Annotated in this window: 22 protein-coding genes and 1 riboswitch; of the genes, 5 read left to right on the forward strand and 17 right to left on the reverse strand. The window is 70.9% G+C overall.

What is annotated here, in order from left to right:
* Window positions 1-10 precede the first annotated feature (10 nt).
* Window positions 11-188: riboswitch (cyclic di-AMP (ydaO/yuaA leader) on the reverse strand.
* 371 nt (window positions 189-559) lie between these two features.
* The 7 genes from AC559T_RS30670 to AC559T_RS30700 form a co-directional block, all read right to left on the reverse strand.
* The gene (locus AC559T_RS30670) at window positions 560-1,450 is read right to left on the reverse strand and encodes an SDR family NAD(P)-dependent oxidoreductase (protein WP_071059714.1); all 891 of its coding nucleotides are present in this window, start codon (window positions 1,448-1,450) and stop codon (window positions 560-562) included.
* Window positions 1,451-1,569: 119 nt separating this feature from the next.
* Window positions 1,570-3,105 carry a sensor histidine kinase gene (locus AC559T_RS30675; protein ID WP_498870930.1) on the reverse strand — a complete coding sequence of 512 codons (1,536 nt, stop codon included), beginning with the start codon at window positions 3,103-3,105 and terminating at the stop codon, window positions 1,570-1,572.
* An 80-nt stretch (window positions 3,106-3,185) separates the two neighbouring features.
* Window positions 3,186-3,875, reverse strand: a complete 690-nt coding sequence (locus tag AC559T_RS30680) for a response regulator transcription factor (RefSeq protein WP_498870918.1) — start codon at window positions 3,873-3,875, stop codon at window positions 3,186-3,188.
* Between the two features lie 26 nt (window positions 3,876-3,901).
* Window positions 3,902-4,753 (reverse strand): FAD:protein FMN transferase, encoded by an 852-nt coding sequence (locus AC559T_RS30685; protein ID WP_498870931.1) that lies wholly within the window; start codon window positions 4,751-4,753, stop codon window positions 3,902-3,904.
* A 70-nt stretch (window positions 4,754-4,823) separates the two neighbouring features.
* Window positions 4,824-5,306 (reverse strand): FMN-binding protein, encoded by a 483-nt coding sequence (locus tag AC559T_RS30690; protein WP_498870919.1) that lies wholly within the window; start codon window positions 5,304-5,306, stop codon window positions 4,824-4,826.
* A complete protein-coding gene (locus AC559T_RS30695; RefSeq protein WP_498870920.1) occupies window positions 5,303-6,748 on the reverse strand; it encodes a ferredoxin reductase family protein in 1,446 nt (481 codons plus the stop codon). The genes AC559T_RS30690 and AC559T_RS30695 overlap by 4 nt, the downstream gene beginning before the upstream one ends.
* A gap of 111 nt (window positions 6,749-6,859) precedes the next feature.
* Window positions 6,860-8,242, reverse strand: a complete 1,383-nt coding sequence (locus tag AC559T_RS30700) for a serine/threonine-protein kinase (RefSeq protein ID WP_498870921.1) — start codon at window positions 8,240-8,242, stop codon at window positions 6,860-6,862.
* Between the two features lie 342 nt (window positions 8,243-8,584).
* On the opposite strand from AC559T_RS30700, the gene AC559T_RS30705 reads away from it, so the two are divergent.
* The gene (locus AC559T_RS30705; protein ID WP_498870922.1) at window positions 8,585-9,595 is read left to right on the forward strand and encodes a fibronectin type III domain-containing protein; all 1,011 of its coding nucleotides are present in this window, start codon (window positions 8,585-8,587) and stop codon (window positions 9,593-9,595) included.
* Between the two features lie 34 nt (window positions 9,596-9,629).
* Here the strand turns inward: AC559T_RS30705 and AC559T_RS30710 are convergent, their stop codons facing one another.
* On the reverse strand, window positions 9,630-10,019 hold the full coding sequence (locus AC559T_RS30710) for a PPOX class F420-dependent oxidoreductase (RefSeq protein ID WP_112106431.1): 390 nt from the start codon (window positions 10,017-10,019) through the stop codon (window positions 9,630-9,632).
* Between the two features lie 172 nt (window positions 10,020-10,191).
* Here AC559T_RS30710 and AC559T_RS30715 point away from each other — a divergent pair, with 172 nt between their 5' ends.
* A complete protein-coding gene (locus tag AC559T_RS30715) occupies window positions 10,192-10,656 on the forward strand; it encodes an HIT family protein (protein ID WP_498870923.1) in 465 nt (154 codons plus the stop codon).
* A gap of 55 nt (window positions 10,657-10,711) precedes the next feature.
* The gene (locus tag AC559T_RS30720) at window positions 10,712-10,987 is read left to right on the forward strand and encodes a cell division protein SepF (protein WP_071059722.1); all 276 of its coding nucleotides are present in this window, start codon (window positions 10,712-10,714) and stop codon (window positions 10,985-10,987) included.
* A 4-nt stretch (window positions 10,988-10,991) separates the two neighbouring features.
* Here the strand turns inward: AC559T_RS30720 and AC559T_RS30725 are convergent, their stop codons facing one another.
* Window positions 10,992-11,741: a response regulator gene (locus AC559T_RS30725; protein ID WP_112106434.1), complete on the reverse strand. Its 750-nt coding sequence runs from the start codon at window positions 11,739-11,741 to the stop codon at window positions 10,992-10,994.
* Window positions 11,728-13,053 (reverse strand): MacS family sensor histidine kinase, encoded by a 1,326-nt coding sequence (gene macS, locus AC559T_RS30730; RefSeq protein WP_498870932.1) that lies wholly within the window; start codon window positions 13,051-13,053, stop codon window positions 11,728-11,730. The genes AC559T_RS30725 and macS overlap by 14 nt, the downstream gene beginning before the upstream one ends.
* A gap of 89 nt (window positions 13,054-13,142) precedes the next feature.
* Between macS and AC559T_RS30735 the strand changes: the two genes are divergently transcribed.
* Together AC559T_RS30735 and AC559T_RS30740 are read left to right on the forward strand one after the other, a co-directional pair.
* A complete protein-coding gene (locus AC559T_RS30735; RefSeq protein WP_112106435.1) occupies window positions 13,143-13,442 on the forward strand; it encodes a YiaA/YiaB family inner membrane protein in 300 nt (99 codons plus the stop codon).
* Between the two features lie 279 nt (window positions 13,443-13,721).
* Window positions 13,722-14,630, forward strand: coding sequence for an LLM class flavin-dependent oxidoreductase (locus AC559T_RS30740; protein WP_498870924.1), 909 nt, complete (start codon window positions 13,722-13,724; stop codon window positions 14,628-14,630).
* Between the two features lie 67 nt (window positions 14,631-14,697).
* On the opposite strand, the gene AC559T_RS30745 is transcribed toward AC559T_RS30740, so the two are convergent.
* The 7 genes from AC559T_RS30745 to AC559T_RS30775 all read right to left on the reverse strand — a co-directional run.
* On the reverse strand, window positions 14,698-14,991 hold the full coding sequence (locus AC559T_RS30745; RefSeq protein WP_112106437.1) for a ribbon-helix-helix protein, CopG family: 294 nt from the start codon (window positions 14,989-14,991) through the stop codon (window positions 14,698-14,700).
* The gene (locus tag AC559T_RS30750) at window positions 14,984-15,136 is read right to left on the reverse strand and encodes a hypothetical protein (protein WP_498870925.1); all 153 of its coding nucleotides are present in this window, start codon (window positions 15,134-15,136) and stop codon (window positions 14,984-14,986) included. Before AC559T_RS30750 ends, AC559T_RS30745 begins: the two co-directional genes overlap by 8 nt.
* A 308-nt stretch (window positions 15,137-15,444) precedes the next feature.
* A complete protein-coding gene (locus AC559T_RS30755) occupies window positions 15,445-16,020 on the reverse strand; it encodes an HhH-GPD-type base excision DNA repair protein (RefSeq protein WP_498870926.1) in 576 nt (191 codons plus the stop codon).
* A gap of 170 nt (window positions 16,021-16,190) precedes the next feature.
* Complete coding sequence (locus AC559T_RS30760) at window positions 16,191-16,718, reverse strand: DUF3995 domain-containing protein (protein WP_498870927.1); 528 nt, start codon at window positions 16,716-16,718, stop codon at window positions 16,191-16,193.
* A 32-nt stretch (window positions 16,719-16,750) separates the two neighbouring features.
* Window positions 16,751-16,987, reverse strand: coding sequence for a hypothetical protein (locus tag AC559T_RS30765; RefSeq protein ID WP_498870933.1), 237 nt, complete (start codon window positions 16,985-16,987; stop codon window positions 16,751-16,753).
* Between the two features lie 162 nt (window positions 16,988-17,149).
* Window positions 17,150-17,536, reverse strand: coding sequence for a VOC family protein (locus AC559T_RS30770; RefSeq protein ID WP_498870928.1), 387 nt, complete (start codon window positions 17,534-17,536; stop codon window positions 17,150-17,152).
* Window positions 17,537-17,578: 42 nt separating this feature from the next.
* A partial coding sequence (locus tag AC559T_RS30775; RefSeq protein WP_498870929.1) for a helix-turn-helix domain-containing protein occupies window positions 17,579-18,201 on the reverse strand: 623 nt, incomplete at its 5' end.

The raw sequence follows: 18,201 nt of genomic DNA on the forward strand, positions 1-18,201 counted from the left end.
ACGGACAAAGTGATGCCCCTCCCCACGCCTGCGAAGTTAGCTGTCGGGTTCGGGCTGGGATTTACCCGGTCGCGCTACGCGACTTCACCCCGAGGACGTCTGTGATCGACGCCCGAAGGTTGGTTCCCCCGCTCCCGCCCTGAGGTTTGTTGTTCACCGGGCGGGGCAGGATTCGGCGTGTCGCCCGGTGCGCGCTTTCCTGAACGAAAGCACGGCGCAGACGTTACACACAACGGACCAACAATTGCCAAGGCTCTGTGGCGAGCACCACATGGCCCATCGAAACCTTGAAGATTCTCCGTAGACGGCGTATCACGCGCGCAGGCGCGTTCCTCTTTAACGGACCCTCCCATCACCGTGACCGCCCCGCCACGATGGCCGAGAGCGGTGACACGGAGAGTGGGTGACGTGCTCACCTCGGCGCAGGAATTCGACCCGTGAACCGGGAAGAAGTTGCGCGAGCATCGAGTTGGAAATGGTCCCGGCGTTCGTCCGGGCACCACCCAGACCTGTTGACAGGCCCCTGATGGGGACGAGTCGTAATTTCGTCCGTTCCGGGTCAGATTTCCGGAGTCGGCAGCGCAACCTCCGGAGCCGGCAGAGGCACGACCCCGTGGTGCGCGGTCAGGCCCCCGTCGGCGACCAGCGTCGTTCCGGTGATGTAGGACGACTCGGCGGAGGCCAGGAACCAGACGGCCGAGGCCAGCTCGCCCGGCTGCCCCCAGCGCCCCATCGGAATGCGGCGGCTCACCGCCGCGGTGGACGCCGGGTCGGTGCGGTGGCGCGCGGTCAGCGCCGTCTCGGTCAGGCCGGGGGCGACGGCGTTGATCCGGATGTTCTGGGCGGCGTGGTCGAGCGCCGCGGCCCGCACCATGTTGATCACAGCTGCCTTGGACGCGTTGTACGCCCAGTTCCCCGGTTCGCTCTGCAACCCGCCGCTGGAGGCGGTCACGACGATTGAGCCGCCACCGCCCGCCCGGAGCGCGGGGACCACCGAACGGATCCCGATCGCGACGCCCCGCACGTTGACGGCGAGGATCCGGTCCAGCCGGTCGATCGCGCCCGGGGCCTCCCACGGCAGCGTCGTGCCGATCCCGGCGTTGAGCACCGCGACGTCCAGCCGCCCGAAGCTCGCGAGCGCCAGCTCCGCCATGGCGGCCCCGGTCTCCTCGACCGAGACGTCCCCGACCATCGGGACGATCCGCGGCTCCGGCCCGCCCGCCGGCCGGGAGTCCGCCCCCGTCACGGCACCGGCATCCGCCGCGGTCCGGGGATCCGCCGGGGCCACGGCGGGCCGCGGGGCGCGCGACTGTGCTCGGGTCAGCGCCGCCAGGCCGACCTCGTCGACGTCCACGGCGACCACGCCGAACCCCCGCGCGGCGAACAGCTCCGCGCACGCCCGCCCGATCCCGGATGCCGCTCCCGTGATGACGACCGCCGAGGTGACCACACATCCTCCACGAGCTCCGAGAGACCTCACCAGCACGGCAGGTCCCGCCCGCCGGACGGATCCCGGCCGACCGCGCCGAGATCAGCCTGGCGGGTCGCGGTGAACGGAGCCGATCCAGCTCATGACGAAGAGGGATCGGGGCGGGGCAGGACGAGCCGGAACGTGGCGCCGCCGCCCGGTGTCGGCCGGTGCTCGGCCCGTCCGCCGTGCGCGGCGGCGACGGCCTCGACAATGGACAGGCCCAGCCCCGTCCCGCCGGCGTCGCGGGAGCGGCCGGAGTCGGCGCGGTAGAACCGCTCGAAGACGTGGTCGACGGCGTCAGCGGGGACTCCGGGTCCATGGTCGATCACCGAGATGACGACCTCCCGGTCGTCATCCACCGCACCGGCCGCCGCACCGCCGTCGGAGTCGCCGTCCGCGTCGCCGTCGCCGTCGCCGTCCGCGTCCGTGTCGGCGTCGCGGACGGTGAGGGAGACCGTCGCCTCGGGCGGGGTGTGGACGAGCGCGTTGCGGACGAGGTTCCCGACGGCCTGGCGCAGGCGTCCCCCGTCCCCCGTCACCTCGAGGATCGGCGGGGCGTCGACCTCGATCGTCCGTCCCGGGCTGACGGCGCGGGCGTCGGCGGCGACGTCACGGAGCATGGCCGCCAGGTCGACGGGTTCACGCTCGAGGTCGGGCTGGTGGTCGAGGCGGGCGAGCAGCAGCAGGTCGTCGACCAGCTCGCTCATCCGGGCCGACTCCTCCTCGATGCGCCGCATGACCATCGCCAGGTCCTCGGGTCGGCTTGCCGCTCCCCTGCGGAACATCTCGGCGTAGCCGCGGATCGACGTCAGCGGGGTGCGCAGTTCGTGGCTGGCGTCCCCGACGAAGCGTCGCAGGCGCCGCTCGGAGGCCTCGCGGGCGCGGAAAGACGCCTCGATCTCGGTGAGCATCGTGTTGAAGGCCAGCCCGAGACGCCCCACCTCGGTACCGCGGTCCGTGTCGGTGACCCGTTGAGTCAGGTCGCCGTCCGCGATCATGCCCGCGGTGTGTTCGATACGGGTCAGCGGGCGCAGCCCGAGGCGGATGATGACGTAGGCCAGCGCGGCGAGCACCACCAGCATCGCCGCGCTCACGATGATCTCGATCCTGGTGACGTTGTCGAGAGTGGTCTCCATCTCGGCGAAGGGCACCGCGACGACCAGCACGTCTCCGTTGCCGAAGCGCTCGGCGAGCAACCTGAACCTGTCCCCGCCGCCTTCGGCGGGGACCGTCCACAGGGAGGCGGTCGCCAGGTCGGGCCGCACCGGGGCGGCGGCGAGCATGCTCTGGGTGACGGCCGGGCGCCGGGTCGGTGCCGCGGGGCCGTTCGGGCCGGGGCTGGTCTCGGCCACTCGCCGGCCGGCGCTGTCGTACAGAGCCCCGTAGGTGCCGACGAGGAACGCGGTGCCGAACCGTGGCGCCCGGTCGTCGGCGTCGTGGTGGTACGGCATGTGGTCCGTGTCGCCGCCGAGCAAGGTCTGTTCCATCACCGGGTGGGCGTCGCGCACCTGCCGGTCCAGCCGGCCGAGCAGGTACGACTCGACGGCGTTCTGGGTGCCGAACGCGCCGAGCATCAGGCCGAGCGCCAGCAGGCCGACCAGGGCCAACAGCAACCGTGCCCGCAAAGAGACCATCCGCGAGGACACGAGATGCCGACGCAGGACGCGCCGGTGCAGGACGCGGTGCAGGACGCGCCGGGGCGGGGCCGGATGTCTCACCGCGGCAGGCGCAGCACGTAGCCAACCCCGCGCACCGTGTGGATCAGCGCCGGCGGAGCGTCGTCGATCTTGCGGCGCAGATAGCTGACGTAGGTCTCCAGGACCCGGGCGTCACCGCCGAAGTCGTGCCCCCAGACGTGGTCGAGGAGTTGGGCCCGGGTCAGCACCTTGCGGGCGTTGACCAGCAGGTAGTGCAGCAGCCGGTACTCGGTGACGGTCAGCTCGACGAGGCGCCCGGCCCGGCGCACCTCGCGGGTCCCCGGGTCCAGCTCGAGATCGGCGAAGCGCAGCGGCTCCGGCGCGCCGTCGACCATTCCGGCCCGGCGCAGGATCGCCCGGACCCGGGCGACCAGTTCACTGACCACGAACGGCTTCGTGACGTAGTCGTCGCCGCCGAGCGTCAGCCCGTGCACCTTGTCCTCGGTGGTGTCGCGGGCGGTCAGGAACAGCGTCGGCACGTCCCGCCCGGCGTTGCGCAGCCGCTGGCAGACGGCGAAGCCGTCGATGTCGGGCAGCATGACGTCCAGCACGAGCAGGTCGGGCGGCTCCCGCGAGACCTGCGTGAGCACCGCCTGCCCCGAGTGCGCGGCGCTCACGTCGAAGCCCTCGTAGCGCAGCGCCATGGCGACGAGATCGGTGATCGCCTCCTCGTCGTCAACGACGAGGACCCGGACGGGACGCTCCATCCGCTCAGTGTCACCTCCCGTCAGTGTCACCTCCCGTCGGGACGTCCGGCGGCCGGCCTCGGGGCGGTCGCTCGGACGGCCGGCCGCGGGGCTGTCTCGGCAGCCGGCCCCGCGGCGGTCGTGGTGACCTGGCCCGGGAAGCCCGCGGAGTGCATGAGCCGCCCGGTGGTGTCGACCGTCAGCCACTCCCATCCCCGGCGGGCGAGGTGGGTGAGCAGGGCCGGCGCCTCCGGCCCGGCGGCGAGGGCGGCGGTGGCGAACCCGTCCGCGAGCGTGGCGTCGGCACTCACGAGGTCGGCGCCCACGAGGGTGACCGAGGCGAGGCCCGTCGCCGGGGCGCCGGTACGCGGGTCGACGACGTGCGCGCCCCGCTCGGCGACCCCCGAGGTCGCGACGGCCAGCTCGGTGCCCTCCACCACGGCGACCAGCCTGGCCCGGTCGAACGGATCGGCGATCCCGATCCGCCATGGACGTCCCGGCGCCCACCCCGAGGTGCCCCGCACCCGCAGGTCACCGGCGGCGCTGACGCAGTGGCTCGGGGCACCCGCGGCGGTCAGGGCCGTCGACGCGGCGTCGGCCGCCCAGCCCTTGACCAGCCCGGTCGGGTCCAGCGTGCCGTCCCCGCGCCAGGCGGGGTCGAACCATCCCCCGGTCTGCTCCCGGCATTCGGCGGCCGCCCGGTACACCTCGCGGACGTGATCCGGACAGTCGCCGAGCTCGATCTCCCCGCGGCGCAGCCGCGACACCCAGGACGTCGCCCGGAACGTGCTGAAATCCTCGTCGACCCGATGCAGCACACGGACCGCGGCACCGATCGCCGCGTCCAGGCCGACCGCGTCGAGCGGCGAGCGGACGTCGATGCTGACAACCGTGCCCATCACCGGTTCGGGGTGGCTGCGCCCCGGTCGCGACGGGCGCGACGGGCGCGCGTCCTGGCCGGCGCCGGCCCTAGACACCGGCGGCGTCCAGGGCCGACTGGACGGACCGGGCGTACCCCTGGCTGGTGTAGGATGCGCCGGAGACGACGTCGATCTGGGCGCTCTGGACGTCGAGCACCTCCTGGCGCAGCAGTGGCACGGCCTGGTCGTTGATCTCCCGGTCGCGCCGCTCCCGGTCCGGCAGCTGCACCGCCACCACATCGGTGATCCTGCTGCCGGTGAGGGCGACCTGGACCTGCGCGAGGCCGTACCGGGTGTGGACGGCGTCGCCGGTCACCGTCCGCGTGGTGGTCCCGCTCGTCGAACCCGTGCCAGTACCCGAACCCGTTCCCGTGCTGGTGCTGGTGCTGGTCGTCGCCGGTGTCACGGCGAGGGTGGAGGGATGCGCGCCGATGCCCGTCGCCGACTTCGCCCCGACGACGAGGACAACCGTCCCCAGCAGTGCGGCGAAGCCGAGACGCGCCCGGTAGGGCCTGCCCGCGTTCTCGTTCATCTCAGCGTGAACTCCTCGGTGTGGATCTGCCCGTCGGACAGGCCGAGCTCGCGCAGGGCCCGGACGACCGCGAGCGTCATGCCGGCGGGCCCGCAGACGAAGACGTCCCGATCGGCGACGTCCGGCACGGCGGCGGCGAGATAGCGGGCGGCCAGCGGATCGTGGCCGAGCTCGCGCCGGGATCCGACCACACGGTGGACCACCACCCGACCGACGGCCGGCCCATCGGCAGTCGGCCAACCGGCGGCCAGCCGGTGATCGGCCAGCTCGTCGAACTCGCTCCGCAGCGCGAGGTCGGTCGCCCTGCTCGCGCGGTGCACCACCACGACGTCGTCGCCGCGGCCGGCGAGATCCTCGGCGAGCGCGCGGATCGGGGCGATGCCGCTGCCGCCACCGACGAGCAGCGCCCGGCCCCGGGTGGCGCGCTCCGCGGTGAAGTGCCCGAACGGACCCTCCGCGACGACCGGCGTCCCCGGGCGCAGGTGGGCGATCGCGCGGGAGTGGTCGCCCGCGTCCTTGACGGTGATGCGCAGGCGGTGCGGCTGCGCCGGCGCGGACAGCGAGTACGGGTGGGCGGTGACGGCATGCCCCCGGGCGGCGAACCGCCAGAGCAGGAACTGCCCCGGCCGGGCGCCGAGACGATCCAGGTCACGGCCACGAATCCACACGGAGACCACACCGGGCGCCTCGGTGACCACCCGCTCCACGGTCATCCGATGCCGGGCGACCGCCGCGATCGGCAGGACCAGACGCCAGATCACCAGGCAGGCCGCCACCGCGACGTACATCCCCTGCCACAACAGCGTGTTGACGGGATGCCCGACGAAGTCCGCGCCGGTAGCCGTCTGATGGGAGTACACGAGGAGCACAGCCACGTAGGCGCTCAGATGCAGCAGGTACCAGATCTCATAGGAGACGTGCCGTCGCAGCGCGCGGGCGCTGGCCACTCCGACGGTGACGAACAGCAGCGCGCCCGCGGTCGCCTTCCACATCTCCGGGTAGGTCATGATCACCGTGACCAGTTCGGACAGCGGCTGATGATGCGCGGTCAGGCCATACCCCCACACCACCATCAGGACGTGGACGGCCATCAGCAGCACGACGTTCGTCCCCAGGCCGCGGTGCCAGGCCGCCAGCCGATCGAACCCGACCGCGCGTTCGAGCCCCGGCACCCGCGCCATGAGCAGGAGCTGCACCAGCATCAGGTAGGCGGCCAGCAGCCCGGCGACCCGTCCGAGCGCCGTCAGGAGCAGGCCGCCGCCGTGAAGGCTCGACGCCGAGGTGCCGAACCACCACATGGCCACGACCACGACGCCCCAGGTCACCAGCCCGACGCGCACCCCGAGCGCCGGCAGCCGGGCCGGCGCGGACCACCGCCCACGAACCGCCCCCGGTTCCGGTTTCAGTCCCGGCTCCGGTTCCCGTTCCAGTGTGAGGCTCATAGCCTCGGACGATGTGCCCGGACCCTGAGAATCGGCTGTGCGAATCCTCAGAGCTTCCCGGGAAGTCGCACCGCCCCCGCGGACGGCTCGAACCGCCCCCTCCGCACCTGGTCAGCGCGTCGGGGCCTGCCGGCGGCAGGCGTTCAGCACCGCCTCGATCTCGCCTGCCGAGGTGCCGTGAAACTCCCACAGCCGGCAGATCTCCACAGGCCGGCCGGGGCCCCCTCGACGTTCGATCTCCAGCACGTTGTTGTGAACACGCGCGTCGGCTATCTCACTCCACGGCAGACGTAGATCGTCGGGAAACCGCCGGCGCCTGATCCCGTCCGGGCCGACGGTCAACAGGCCGGGCCGGACGATCGGAGGAATCAGGGCAGCCGTCCAGACCGCGAACACGACCGACCAGAGCGCGGCCGGTACGAGCGCCCAGGCCGGCAGGTCGACGAAACCCTGGACCATCCAGGGGACAGCCGCCCCGACCGCGGAGCCCACGGCCAGGCCGACGCCGATGGCCCGCCCGAGACGCGACTCCCCGTACTCGACCGTGCCGCCCTCCCCCGTCGGCCCCGCCAGCCCCGTCGGCGCGTCGACAGACTCGGCGGGTCGGGCGGGGTGCGCACGTTCGACGGGCAGGACGACGGCAGAGCGGCTCGCCGTCCCGCGTGCGGGAGAAGGAACAGCACCGGCGGGGGCCGCGAGCACTGCGACCAGCGCCTCGTGTGCGTCCTCCGCGCCCAGCCGGACGCCGGGGTCCTTGTCGAGCAGGGAGAGGATCGTCGCGCCGAGTGGCCCTGCCCGTCGGGGCGGTTCCGGTTCGTGGGAGAGCACGGCGGCCACCGTCGCGGCCTCGGTCTCCCGGGCGAACGGCGAGACTCCCTCCGCCGCCGTGTAGAGGGTGGCGCCGAGGGAGAACAGGTCGCTGGCCGCCATTGCGCGGGCTCCGGAGAAACGCTCGGGCGCCATGTAGGCGAGCGTTCCGAGCGGGCTCTGAGTGACCGTGGAATGTGATTCCAGGACGGCAACGCCGAAGTCGACGAGAACGATCCGGCCGTCGTCGCCCAGGAGAATGTTCGCGGGCTTGACGTCCCGGTGCACGATTCCGGCCGCGTGCGCCGCGACGAGAGCGTTCAGAACCGCCAGGCCGACCCGGGCGACGTCCCCGGGGGCAAGCGGCCCCTGCTGCCCGACGACTTCCGCGAGCGAGCGCGACGGAACCCACTCCATCACGATCCACGGCAGGTCGCCCTCGTGGACGACGTCGAGGACGGTCACCACGTTGGGGTGGTCGCGCAGCAGGGCGACGACCTTCGCCTCGTGGACCACCCGCGCGAGCAGGCCACTCGACTCCGGGTCGGTCACCGCGGCGTGGAGCCGTATCTCCTTGACCGCGACGTTGACGTCGAGCAGCTCGTCCACCGCACGCCACACCGTCCCGTACGCGCCGGCGCCGAGTCGCTCCGCGAGTCGGTAACGGCCGGCTACCAGACGATCCATCGTCCCGTGCGGGTCGGAAACCACAGCATCCCCAGTCAGCTCACACCCCGCAGCTCGCTCAGGCTCCGCGGCCCGTGGGCGGTGCTTCGGTGCCGCCGTGGGCCGATTCCATCATGTCCCAGCTACGCGGCCGGGCGCGGCGGATATCCGGATACCAAGGATGAGGATCGCGCCTCCGGCGGATGATTGTCCGCGTGAACGGTCGTAGGATCACCGCTGGCGGCTCGCCCGCGCGGTGCCCTGCTTTCGGACCTCGGGCCGACAACGCTGGTGGGGACCATCGCCCGGATCTCCGATGACCGCGTTTCGTCACGAGGCCTGACTGGTGTCGGAAAGGCGTCCATGGAACCGAACCCCCCGCGGCGAAACGACAACCTGCGGTTTCGGTTGGCCGTCCTCACCGGCGACCGGATACGACGAGCCGGTTCTCTTCTCTTCGGTGACGCGGGCCGCGGGTTCCGCCGCTGGTGCGCTCTGCCGGTGGCGGTGCTGGCCGTCGCGGCGACGGGCGCGCTGTTCGCCGTCGACGCCAGGAACACAAACGCGGCGCAGGCTCACCCGGCGGGCGGCCCACCCGGCGCGGCGACCGCGGCCGCGGACCTCTCGGACAGCCCCGCCACGCCGGAGCGTGCTCCCACCGGGAGAGGTGATGCGTCCGCGCCGGGTTCTCCCGGGACGTCGCGGCCCGGCTCGGCGTCGCCATCTCCCCCACTCACCTCGACTCAGCCGCCGGCGCAGCCTCCGCCCTCGTCGGCGTCGCGTCCCGGCCCGGCCGGCCCCGAGGCCGGTTCCGCCGAACGGGTGATTCCGCCGCCGGCCACCGGGCTCACCGCGGCCCCCGGGAACGGCTCCGCCCGGATCTGCTGGAATCCAGCGCCGAACGCCACCGGCTACGTCATGTACCACCGGGACGTCACCACCGGCGAAGGCTGGTATCGGGTCCCCTACCCCGTCACCGACACCTGCAGCACCGTCACCCAGCTCACCAACGGCCACACCTACGAGTTCAAGATCCGATCGAGCAACGCCAACGGCGAGGCCGACTACTCAGGGACGGTGCAGGCACGGCCGGCCGGCACGATCCCGCCGCCGGCCACCGGGCTCACCGCGGCCCCCGGGAACGGCTCCGCCCGGATCTGCTGGAATCCAGCGCCGAACGCCACCGGCTACGTCATGTACCACCGGGACGTCACCACCGGCGAAGGCTGGTATCGGGTCCCCTACCCCGTCACCGACACCTGCAGCACCGTCACCCAGCTCACCAACGGCCACACCTACGAGTTCAAGATCCGATCGAGCAACGCCAACGGCGAGGCCGACTACTCAGGGACCGCCGCCGCCACGCCCGGCTGACATCCGTCCCGAAGGCCTGTCCGGCCGGCCGGCGCTACCCGAGCTCGACGATCCGCGTGGGATTGAGCGTGATCACGACCCGGTCCTCCCTGGGCCCCTCGAAGGTCTCCAGATCACTGCCGTAGAGGCCGAGAAGGCGGCTTAGGAACTCCAGGCCGGGATCATCGGTGATCTCCGCGGTGGCGCGGATCTCCAAGGTCCGGAAGGGATTCTGTGGATCAATGACGAACAGCGTCACCTTCGGATGCGCCAGCAGGTTCCGGTACTTCTGCCTGCTCTTGGTCAGCGAGGTGCGCACGACGTCGCCGTCGAGCATCGCCCAGATGGCGGTGACCTGGGGCTGCCCGTCGGCACCGACCGTGGCGAAGGTGACCGTACGGGGCTTCGCCAGCAGATCGCGGTGGCTGGGCGAGATGGTCAGCATTCGTGGGCTCCTCCGCTCGCTCGCGAGACGCCCGCCAGATCGGGCCAAGGCGTCGTCGCATCGACCATAGTCGCCGCTCTGGAGGACCCTGGAGACCGCTCAGGATTATCCCCCGCAGGACTTCTTTCCCAACTCGTTACAGCTAAGCAGGCGCATGCGGCACACTGCGTGCGTGGCCGGAGACAGAGAGGTGGGACGCCAGGTGGACGACAGCGAATGCGTGTTCTGCGCGATTGTCCACCGTGGAGCCGCCGCGAGCATCATCCATGAGGACGACACGGCCCTGACCTTCATGGATCATCGGCCGGTAACGCCAGGGCATCTTCTGGTCATACCGAAGGCACACGCCGTGGGGCTGGAAGATCTCGACGAGCGGGCAGGCGCACAGGTCTGGCTGGTCGCCCACCGGCTCGGCCGCGCATTGCGTCGATCAGGCCTGCGATGCGAAGGCGTCAACCTGTTCCTCGCCGACGGCGAGGCCGCCTTCCAGGAGGTCTTCCACGTCCACCTGCACGTTTTCCCGCGGTTCACCGGCGACAGCTTCCGCCTGGACGCGGACTGGCGCCTGCGCGATCGCGGCGAGCTTGACAGGTCCGCCGAGGCGTTGCGCCTCGGCATGTCCCGGCTCGACTGTTGACTCGAAGGCAGGGTATTGGAATTCGAAGCCCATCACCACGAGGAGGGAACCCGCATTGAGCGACGACGCAAGCCCTGACGAAGAAGCCCTCGTCTTCGAAGTCGCCGACTACGGTGATGCCCATCACGCAATCACAGCTTACCGTGAGAACGGCGTCGTGATTGTGGACTACCGGGCAGCGGACGAGGCCACCCAGCGCCGGGTAGCCGACATCTGTACCGGTGCGAGCCTCGCACGCGGGTTCTCCCCGTTCAGGCTCGCCACGGGGGTTTACTTTCTGACAACCGGAAGATTCCCGACAAGGACTGAACGGCAGAAGTTCAGGGACTGATGGTTCAGGAGGCGTCGTCGTAGCCCTCCCGGACGGCGAAGCGGGTCAGCTCGACGCGGTTGCGGAGTTGGAGCTTCCCGAGCACGTTGTGAACGTGGTTCTGGACCGTCCGGTGCGACACACCCAGCTGGCGGGCGGCATCCCGGGCGGACAGGCCCTTCGCGACCAGTCTGAGCACCTCGACCTCCCGTGCGGTCAGCCGTGGAGCCGTGGACGAGCCGGGATCCGAACGTGAGCCGGAGTTCCGCGCCGCCCGGGAGTTCTCGCCGAGGACGAGCGCCGCCAGCCCGGCGGTGAAGACCGCGACCCCCCGTGCCGTGCGACGGACCGCGTCGACAAGCTCCTCAGGACGGGCCGACTTGAGCAGGTACCCGGAAGCTCCGGCCTTGACCGCTTCCAGCACATCGGCCTGCTCCCCGGAAGCGGACACCACGAGCACCGAAGCCGGAGCACCGGTGAGTGGATATGGAGACTCGGCCGAGCCGACCAGGGCACGTATCACCTCGACGCCCGAGCCATCGGGCAGCCCCAGATCCAGGACGACGATCTCAGGCCGGGTCGCCGCGAGCACGCGCAGCGCCTGCGCGACGGAGCCCGCGGTACCGACGACCACGAAGCCCGCTTCGGCGATGTCCCGGCTCAGCGCCTCGCGCCACAGCGGATGGTCATCGACGACGACCACGCGGCCGCCGCGGCGCGCTCCGCCGGAATCGTCAACCCCGGTAACCGCGTCGTCATCGTCAGCGCGGGACACGCAGCTCGACCTCCGTCCCCTGCCCGGGACGGCCGGTGACGACGACGTCGCCACCGAGATCCCGGATCCGTCCACAGACGGAGACCGCGAGACCGAGCCGGCCCTCCGCGGCAGCCTGCTCGGCCCGTCCAGGTTCGATGCCGATCCCGTCGTCGCGGACGGTCACGGTCACCGAATCGCCGTCGTCCTCGAGCAGCAGCCACGCCGAGGCTCCGGGTCCGGCGTGCGTGGCCACGTTGTTCAACGCAGCTCGGACGGCGGCGACAACCTCGTCGGCGTGATCTGCCGGTAGCGGTACCGGCGTGCCCGGGGTGGAGACCGTCACGACCGCCGGCATGTCCTCGGCCGACGGGCCGGAGATCATCCCGGACAAGGCAGGGCCGGGCGGGATCACCCGTCTCACCGCGGTCGTCGAACGTGACATCCGCGCCAGACCCGTCAGCAGTGGCTCAAGATCTGCTTCGGGGCGGGCGGGCCGCGACGATCCACCCCCACGGTCTGCCCCCCTGCGGCCTGCTGCGTCCCTGCGGCCTGGTCCCGTCTCGCGTCCGGTCGGACGTCCCAGCTCGACGGGCTGAGAGGTTCCGGGGGTACGTAGGAGATCACGCAGCGCCGACTCCTGGGCGGCGGCGAGCCTGGCGACGTCGGCCGCCGCCATACCGCGCTCCGCCTCGCGCGCGATCAACGACAGAACCTGGAGCACGCTGTCGTGGACGCCTCGGGCGAGACGCTCCCGCTCGGCGTCCCCGGCCCGCGCCGCCAGCACGTCGGCCAGCGCGGACTCGGCGCGAATGGCAGTCCGGCTCAGATAGCCGACGACGATTCCCGACACGACGAACAGGACCGCCGGCCTGACTGAGGAGTCGCTCACCGAACCGCTGGCGACGAAGGAGGCCACGGCCAGTGCCGAACCGCCGGCGGCCCCGCCCGCGGTTCCGCCGGCCAGCGCGGCGCTGAACACGCCGCTCGCCGTCCACAGCGCGGGCAGGACGTCCGTGGACCCGGCCGGGCTCACCACACCGCACGTCAGCATCACGGCAACACAGACCACGACATCGGCCACAACCAGGCCATACCGTCGCCACGGCCGCCAGCCGCCGGCCGCCGGCGCGAGCCACGACATGACAACCGACCAGACCGCCAGCACACCGAACCAGGCGAGGCCACGCCCCGGGTGCGGCGTCTGGCCCAGATCGAGCCCGACCGTCGCGACGGCGTAGGCCGCCGCCACCAGGCGGAAGACGGCGAGCGATCGCCACAGCGCGCCACGCACACCTTCCGCTGCGCGAAACCGGTCCGGTCCTCGCGACATCCGCACCCGGCAAGTGTGGCAGAAAGTCCAGGTTCGAGATGAGTACGGTTACTCAGGCCAACCGGCTCCAATGAGCCGAGACTAGTCCCATGACCCATTCCAAGCCCCTCGTCCCCAGGACCACGACCGCGTTCATGGTGCAGGCCGCGCTTTCCTTCGGCATCTCGGTGGTCGCGGTCACCTACGCGATCGCCCATCTCCCGGGGGATGCGTGGATACGCGGCTTTCTCCTGCTCGGCATGCTGTATATCATCACGTCCACGTTCACGCTCGCCAAATGCGTCCGTGACCAACAGGAGGCGTCCGCGGTCATCAGCCGGGTTGACCAGGCCCGCCTGGAGCGGTTTCTCGCCGAACACGACCCCTTCAAACAAACGGTCGGGCACTGACGGACGGGTTGGGGCCGAACCGTTCATCAGCTTCTGCACCCCGGCGCAAGACCACGCTGGCCCGCGAAGCCGGCGTCCGCCGAACACCGGAGCGTGGCCCTGCTGCTACCAGCCTCGGCGCGGTCTTGGCGGGCGTCGCGCCGGTTGCCACGGTGCTCGGGGAGGCGCGCCACAGTCGCTGCGGCGCCCGGCTGCCGGCGATCGTCACTCGGCACGCCGGTGCGGGCGGCACCCGCGCTCCGCGACCAGCGTAGGCAGAACGTAGGAAGGGAGAACGCCGTGCAGGACCGCGACGTGCTGTTCGGGTTCGGGCTCGAGACCGGGGTCGGCGAGGTGGACGCTTTGCTCGCGCACGCGACGCAGGCCGACCGGGATGGGCTCGACCTGGTCACGCTTTCCGACCATCCGTACCTGGCCGACAGGCTGGACGCGTACGCCGCGCTCGGCGTCGTCCTCGGCCGGACGACGTCCATCACCGGCGCGGTGAACGTCACCAACACTCCGAGCCGTCCCGCGCCGATGCTGGCGCGCACGATCAGCGCGTTGTCCGCGCTCTCGGGCGGCCGGGTCGTCCTGGGGGTCGGAGCTGGCGGACTCTGGTCGGAGATCGTGAAACTGGGCGTCGAACCGCTGACACCGGCGCGGGCCGTGCGTGCCATGGCGGAAACCATCATCCTGGTGCGGGCATTGACCGGCGGCGGCGATCCAGTGACCTTCGAGGGCGAATTCCACCGGGTGACCGACCTGGTTCCTTCACTCTCCCCGACACCCGCGATCTGGACGGGCTCGGTAGGTTCACAGTCATTGGCCGTCACCGGAAGGCTGGCCGACGGGTGGATTCCCGGCCATGCCGCCGACTGGCTCAGCTCACGGTTCGCCGAATCTCGCCCGCTCATCGACGAGGCGGCCGCAGCGGCCGGCCGGAACCCGGCGGACGTCGCGACCATCTACAACGTGCAGGGCCGCATCACAGCCTCGCCGTTGCCCGCTTTCCGTGACGATTCCGGCCGCTGGTTCGGCGGATCGGTGGATCAGTGGGTGGACGAGCTGACATCGGCCGTCCTGGAGCACGGAGCCGCCGGTTTCATCTGCTTCCCGGTCGACGACGGGACCGGGACGGATGTTGCCCTGGGCAGGTGGGCACGAGAGATCGTCCCGGCGGTGCGCGAGGCGATCGACAGGCCCTGACGGGAGCTGAGTTGCCACTGGCGTGGGCCGTTTTCCGCCCTCCTGCGGACTGTTTGCGGATTGCAGGTCACGCTGATTCGCGGAGGACCCTGCGCACAATCTCTTCGACCTGCTCCACGCTCACGACAGGAGCCTCGGGGCTCTGCACCGCCCGGGCGAGGATGCGCCGGACCAGAGCCGAGGTCGGCAGGTGCTCGGCGGCCGCACGGGCCTTGAGAGCCTCCGCCAACGACGCGGGAACCCGCACGGACACGACGGCCTGCTCGGCTTCCACGGCCTCCGCTTCGGCAGCCTCGGCCTCCTCGGCCGCGTACTCGGCTCGGATCGCGTCACGCCGGGCACGCCTGGACGAATCAGTCACCGCCGCTCTCCCCCTCCAGGTAGTCCCGAAGATCGCTTCCACGGGTCTTCCACGCGGTGATCCCAGCCTCGTCGATCGGATCGACGATCACGGTCAGCACGAACCCGGCACTGCGCGAGTACCCGATCAGGCGGGCCGAGCCCATCCTGCTCCTCGGATCCGGGTCACGAACGACCCTCCGCGGATCCTTCACCGCCTCCAAGGTCCACTCAGGTTCGATGTCGGTCGCGCCGGGATAACGATCAGACCGATGTCGGATGTATTCCGCGTCCTCCTGGTCCCACCAAAGGCCGTCCACCACAACTTACAGTGTCACACATCTACTCACACGGGTGAACGAGGGTCAGACACCGACTACAGCGAGGCAACACGGCACCCGACGCAGACGTGCGACCCTGGCCATCCAGCGGGCGCCCTGCGGACTGCCTGAAGGGTTCCCGCGAAACCCGCAGGTCAGGCCGTTGTAGCCCTCGCTGCCACCTTCATCTGCTTCTTGTAGTCGCGGACCTTGTCGCGACTCTGCTGGTCAACGATGTCGGCCACCGAGAGGTAGCTGCCGGCCTCACCGAACGGAGCGGTGGCCTCCCGCCAACCCTCGGCCTCGACGCCGAGCTGCTTGCCGAGCAACGCCACGAAGATCTTCGCCTTCTGGATCCCGAAGCCGGGTAGCGCCGCGACCCGCTTCAGTAGATCCTTCCCGTCCGCGGCAGCCGTCCACACCCGCGCGGCATCACCGTCGTAGCTGTCGATGACGATCTGACAGAGCTTCTGGGTCCGCTGCGCCATCGCCGCCGGGAAACGGTGCAACGCAGGCTGGATCGAGAAAACCGCAGCCAGCTCGTCCGGATCCATCCCCGCCAGGTCCACCGCGTCCAACGAACGGCCGAGCCGGCGCGTCAGCTCCAGCGGGGCCGCGAACGCCCGCTCCAACGGGATCTGCTGGTCCAGCACCATCCCGATCAGCAGCGCCAACGGGTCGTTCGTCAGCAGCTCGTCCGCCTCGGCGATCTGGCTCAGATGCAGTCCCACGGCACCACCGTAGACCTCACGTCGCGACAGCAAGGGACCACTTCGCTGACACCGCCACCTGACCCGCCGGCCTGCCGGCTTCAAAGACGTCGGCCGTGCGGTGGGCACGATGGTCGCCGAGCGCTACTTCGCCTGTCCGGTTCGTCAAGGACCTCTGCGAGCGGGGCGAGTCAGACGGACACCTGCCCTTGGGCCGACTGATCCCGGCGGAGGCGGCCGCCGCCGACGGGTCGGCGCGTGAGCCACAGCGTCGACATCAGCGCCAGCCCCCAATAGAAGAACCATGGATCCCACAGGAAGGCGTGCCAGGTCAACGCTCGCCGATCGGCCTGCTCGCCTGCCGGGATCAGACCGCTCAGGACGAGACAGCCGACCGCCGTCAGAAGGCCACCGTAGATCGCGAGGACAGTCGCGGCGATCCAGCTCAACAGGCGGGGAACCCGTCCGGCCGTCCACGGCGGAAACCGTCCCGGCCCGGCGGTCAGTACCGGCGCGGCCAGGGCCACCGCGAGCTTGACGCCGACGATCACCCACAGCGCGAGGGTGATGCCAGTGCCATGCCGACGCCCCTGCCGCTCGATCTCACCGCCGACCGTCTCCAACAGCCCGGTGCCGCCCACCGCCCAGTAGGCGCTGACGGCGGCGCTGCTCAGCCCCAGTACGACCGCCACCACCGCGGCGGCGACGGCGGCGGACACTCGACTCCCGGGAGTCCGAGTAGGTCCGACATTCACGTGGTCACCAGACGAACTTCCCCACAGGCAGCCCCGCGGCGGAGGGCAGCGGCGACACAAACGCGGTGCCGCAGGCCAAACCTGGCGCTACGCGCCAGACAGGTGCGGACCCCGTCCCGCCCACTCCATCTTTCCGATACTGACTGGTCCAGCACCATGCCGATCAAAAGCGCCAACGGGTCATTGGTCAGCAGCGCGTCGGCCTCGGCGATCTGACTCAGGTGCAGTCCCACGAATCAACGGTAGCCCACCACGTCACGGCGACCGCCGCGACGCCGGTCAGATCATCACCAGGACGCAGCCGCGTTGTCACGCTTCATAGTCGGCCGCCGGGCGGCGCCCGACTGGCGCTGCCCGGCGGCTGGCCGGGCTGTCAGGTCGTGGATCCCCGTGGCCTATCCATCGGCTGGACGCAGCAGCATCCACTGGTGGCCGTACGGGTCCGCCATACGGCCGGCCCGGCCGTATGGGTGATTGGCTATGGGGTGGATGACGGTCGCTCCCCGTTCGAGCATCGCCGCCGCGGTGGCGTCCGGATCGGCTACCTCCACGGCCATGATGACCGGTGTGCCGCCGAGGCTCGGCGGCGCCGGGTCGCCGTATCCCTCATCTCTGACGGACATGCGCGCACTGCCGATCGTCAGCTCGGCGTCCACGATCCGGCCGTCCTCGTCGAGGTGTCGTTCCTTCTCCACGGCGCCGAAGACGTCGCGGTAGAAGGCGATGGCGCCGGCGGCGTTGATCACGACCAGGCGCGGGTAAACAACGGTAGCGGTCTGCATGGCACGATCGTCGCCGTGTCCAACCGGGTTGGATTGGAAGAATCAGTCGATCAACGGTACGTGGTTGGGCGCGTCGGCCGAGCGGGACCGGTAGGTCCCTGGCGTCAGGCCCGACAGGCCCCGAAATTCGTTGATCAAATGGGCCTGATCATAGAACCCACAGTCCACGGCCAGTCGAGCCCAGTCCGGATCGTCCCTGCCGCCGGCCGCGCGCAGGAGTCGCTGGAACCGACGCACCCGGCTGAACCGCTTGGGCGCCAGCCCGGTACGAGAGGTGAACCGACGGTTCAGGCGGCGCGGTGTCCAGCCGAGCATGTCGGCGACGGCGCCTACTGAGATCCCCGTGTGCAGCGCCGTCGCGGCCGCGGTCACCGCTGGATCCCGTTCGAGGGCGCGGGCGGCCTGGTGGACCAACGTCTCCTCGACGACGCGCAGCGCACCGGCCGGGCTACCGGCTTCGAGCAGACGCTCTCGCAGGCCCGCGCCGGCCGGCCCCCACAGATCACCGAGGCCGACCAGCCGACCGCGCACGTCCGCGCCGTCGACCGGAAAGAACGGATAGGCGCCGCCCGCACGGAAGGCGACCCAGACGATCTCCCGTTGCGCGGCAGAGTCGATCAGACCCGGGCGGTCTGTCGGTCCCTGCAGTGCCGCTCCCTCAACAC

Source organism: Frankia sp. Hr75.2 (genome assembly GCF_949319125.1).
In the GTDB taxonomy this organism is placed as follows: Bacteria; Actinomycetota; Actinomycetes; order Frankiales; family Frankiaceae; genus Parafrankia; species Parafrankia soli.

Bases quoted from the DNA above. Each gene is read 5' to 3' on its own strand.
- AC559T_RS30675 (WP_498870930.1), bottom strand. From the start codon at position 3,105: ATGGTCTCTTTGCGGGCACGGTTGCTGTTGGCCCTGGTCGGCCTGCTG.
- AC559T_RS30680 (WP_498870918.1), bottom strand. From the start codon at position 3,875: ATGGAGCGTCCCGTCCGGGTCCTCGTCGTTGACGACGAGGAGGCGATC.
- AC559T_RS30685 (WP_498870931.1), bottom strand. From the start codon at position 4,753: ATGGGCACGGTTGTCAGCATCGACGTCCGCTCGCCGCTCGACGCGGTC.
- AC559T_RS30690 (WP_498870919.1), bottom strand. From the start codon at position 5,306: ATGAACGAGAACGCGGGCAGGCCCTACCGGGCGCGTCTCGGCTTCGCC.
- AC559T_RS30695 (WP_498870920.1), bottom strand. From the start codon at position 6,748: ATGAGCCTCACACTGGAACGGGAACCGGAGCCGGGACTGAAACCGGAA.
- AC559T_RS30700 (WP_498870921.1), bottom strand. From the start codon at position 8,242: ATGGATCGTCTGGTAGCCGGCCGTTACCGACTCGCGGAGCGACTCGGC.
- AC559T_RS30705 (WP_498870922.1), top strand. From the start codon at position 8,585: ATGGAACCGAACCCCCCGCGGCGAAACGACAACCTGCGGTTTCGGTTG.
- AC559T_RS30710 (WP_112106431.1), bottom strand. From the start codon at position 10,019: ATGCTGACCATCTCGCCCAGCCACCGCGATCTGCTGGCGAAGCCCCGT.
- macS (WP_498870932.1), bottom strand. From the start codon at position 13,053: ATGTCGCGAGGACCGGACCGGTTTCGCGCAGCGGAAGGTGTGCGTGGC.
- AC559T_RS30735 (WP_112106435.1), top strand. From the start codon at position 13,143: ATGACCCATTCCAAGCCCCTCGTCCCCAGGACCACGACCGCGTTCATG.
- AC559T_RS30750 (WP_498870925.1), bottom strand. From the start codon at position 15,136: ATGGGCTCGGCCCGCCTGATCGGGTACTCGCGCAGTGCCGGGTTCGTG.
- AC559T_RS30770 (WP_498870928.1), bottom strand. From the start codon at position 17,536: ATGCAGACCGCTACCGTTGTTTACCCGCGCCTGGTCGTGATCAACGCC.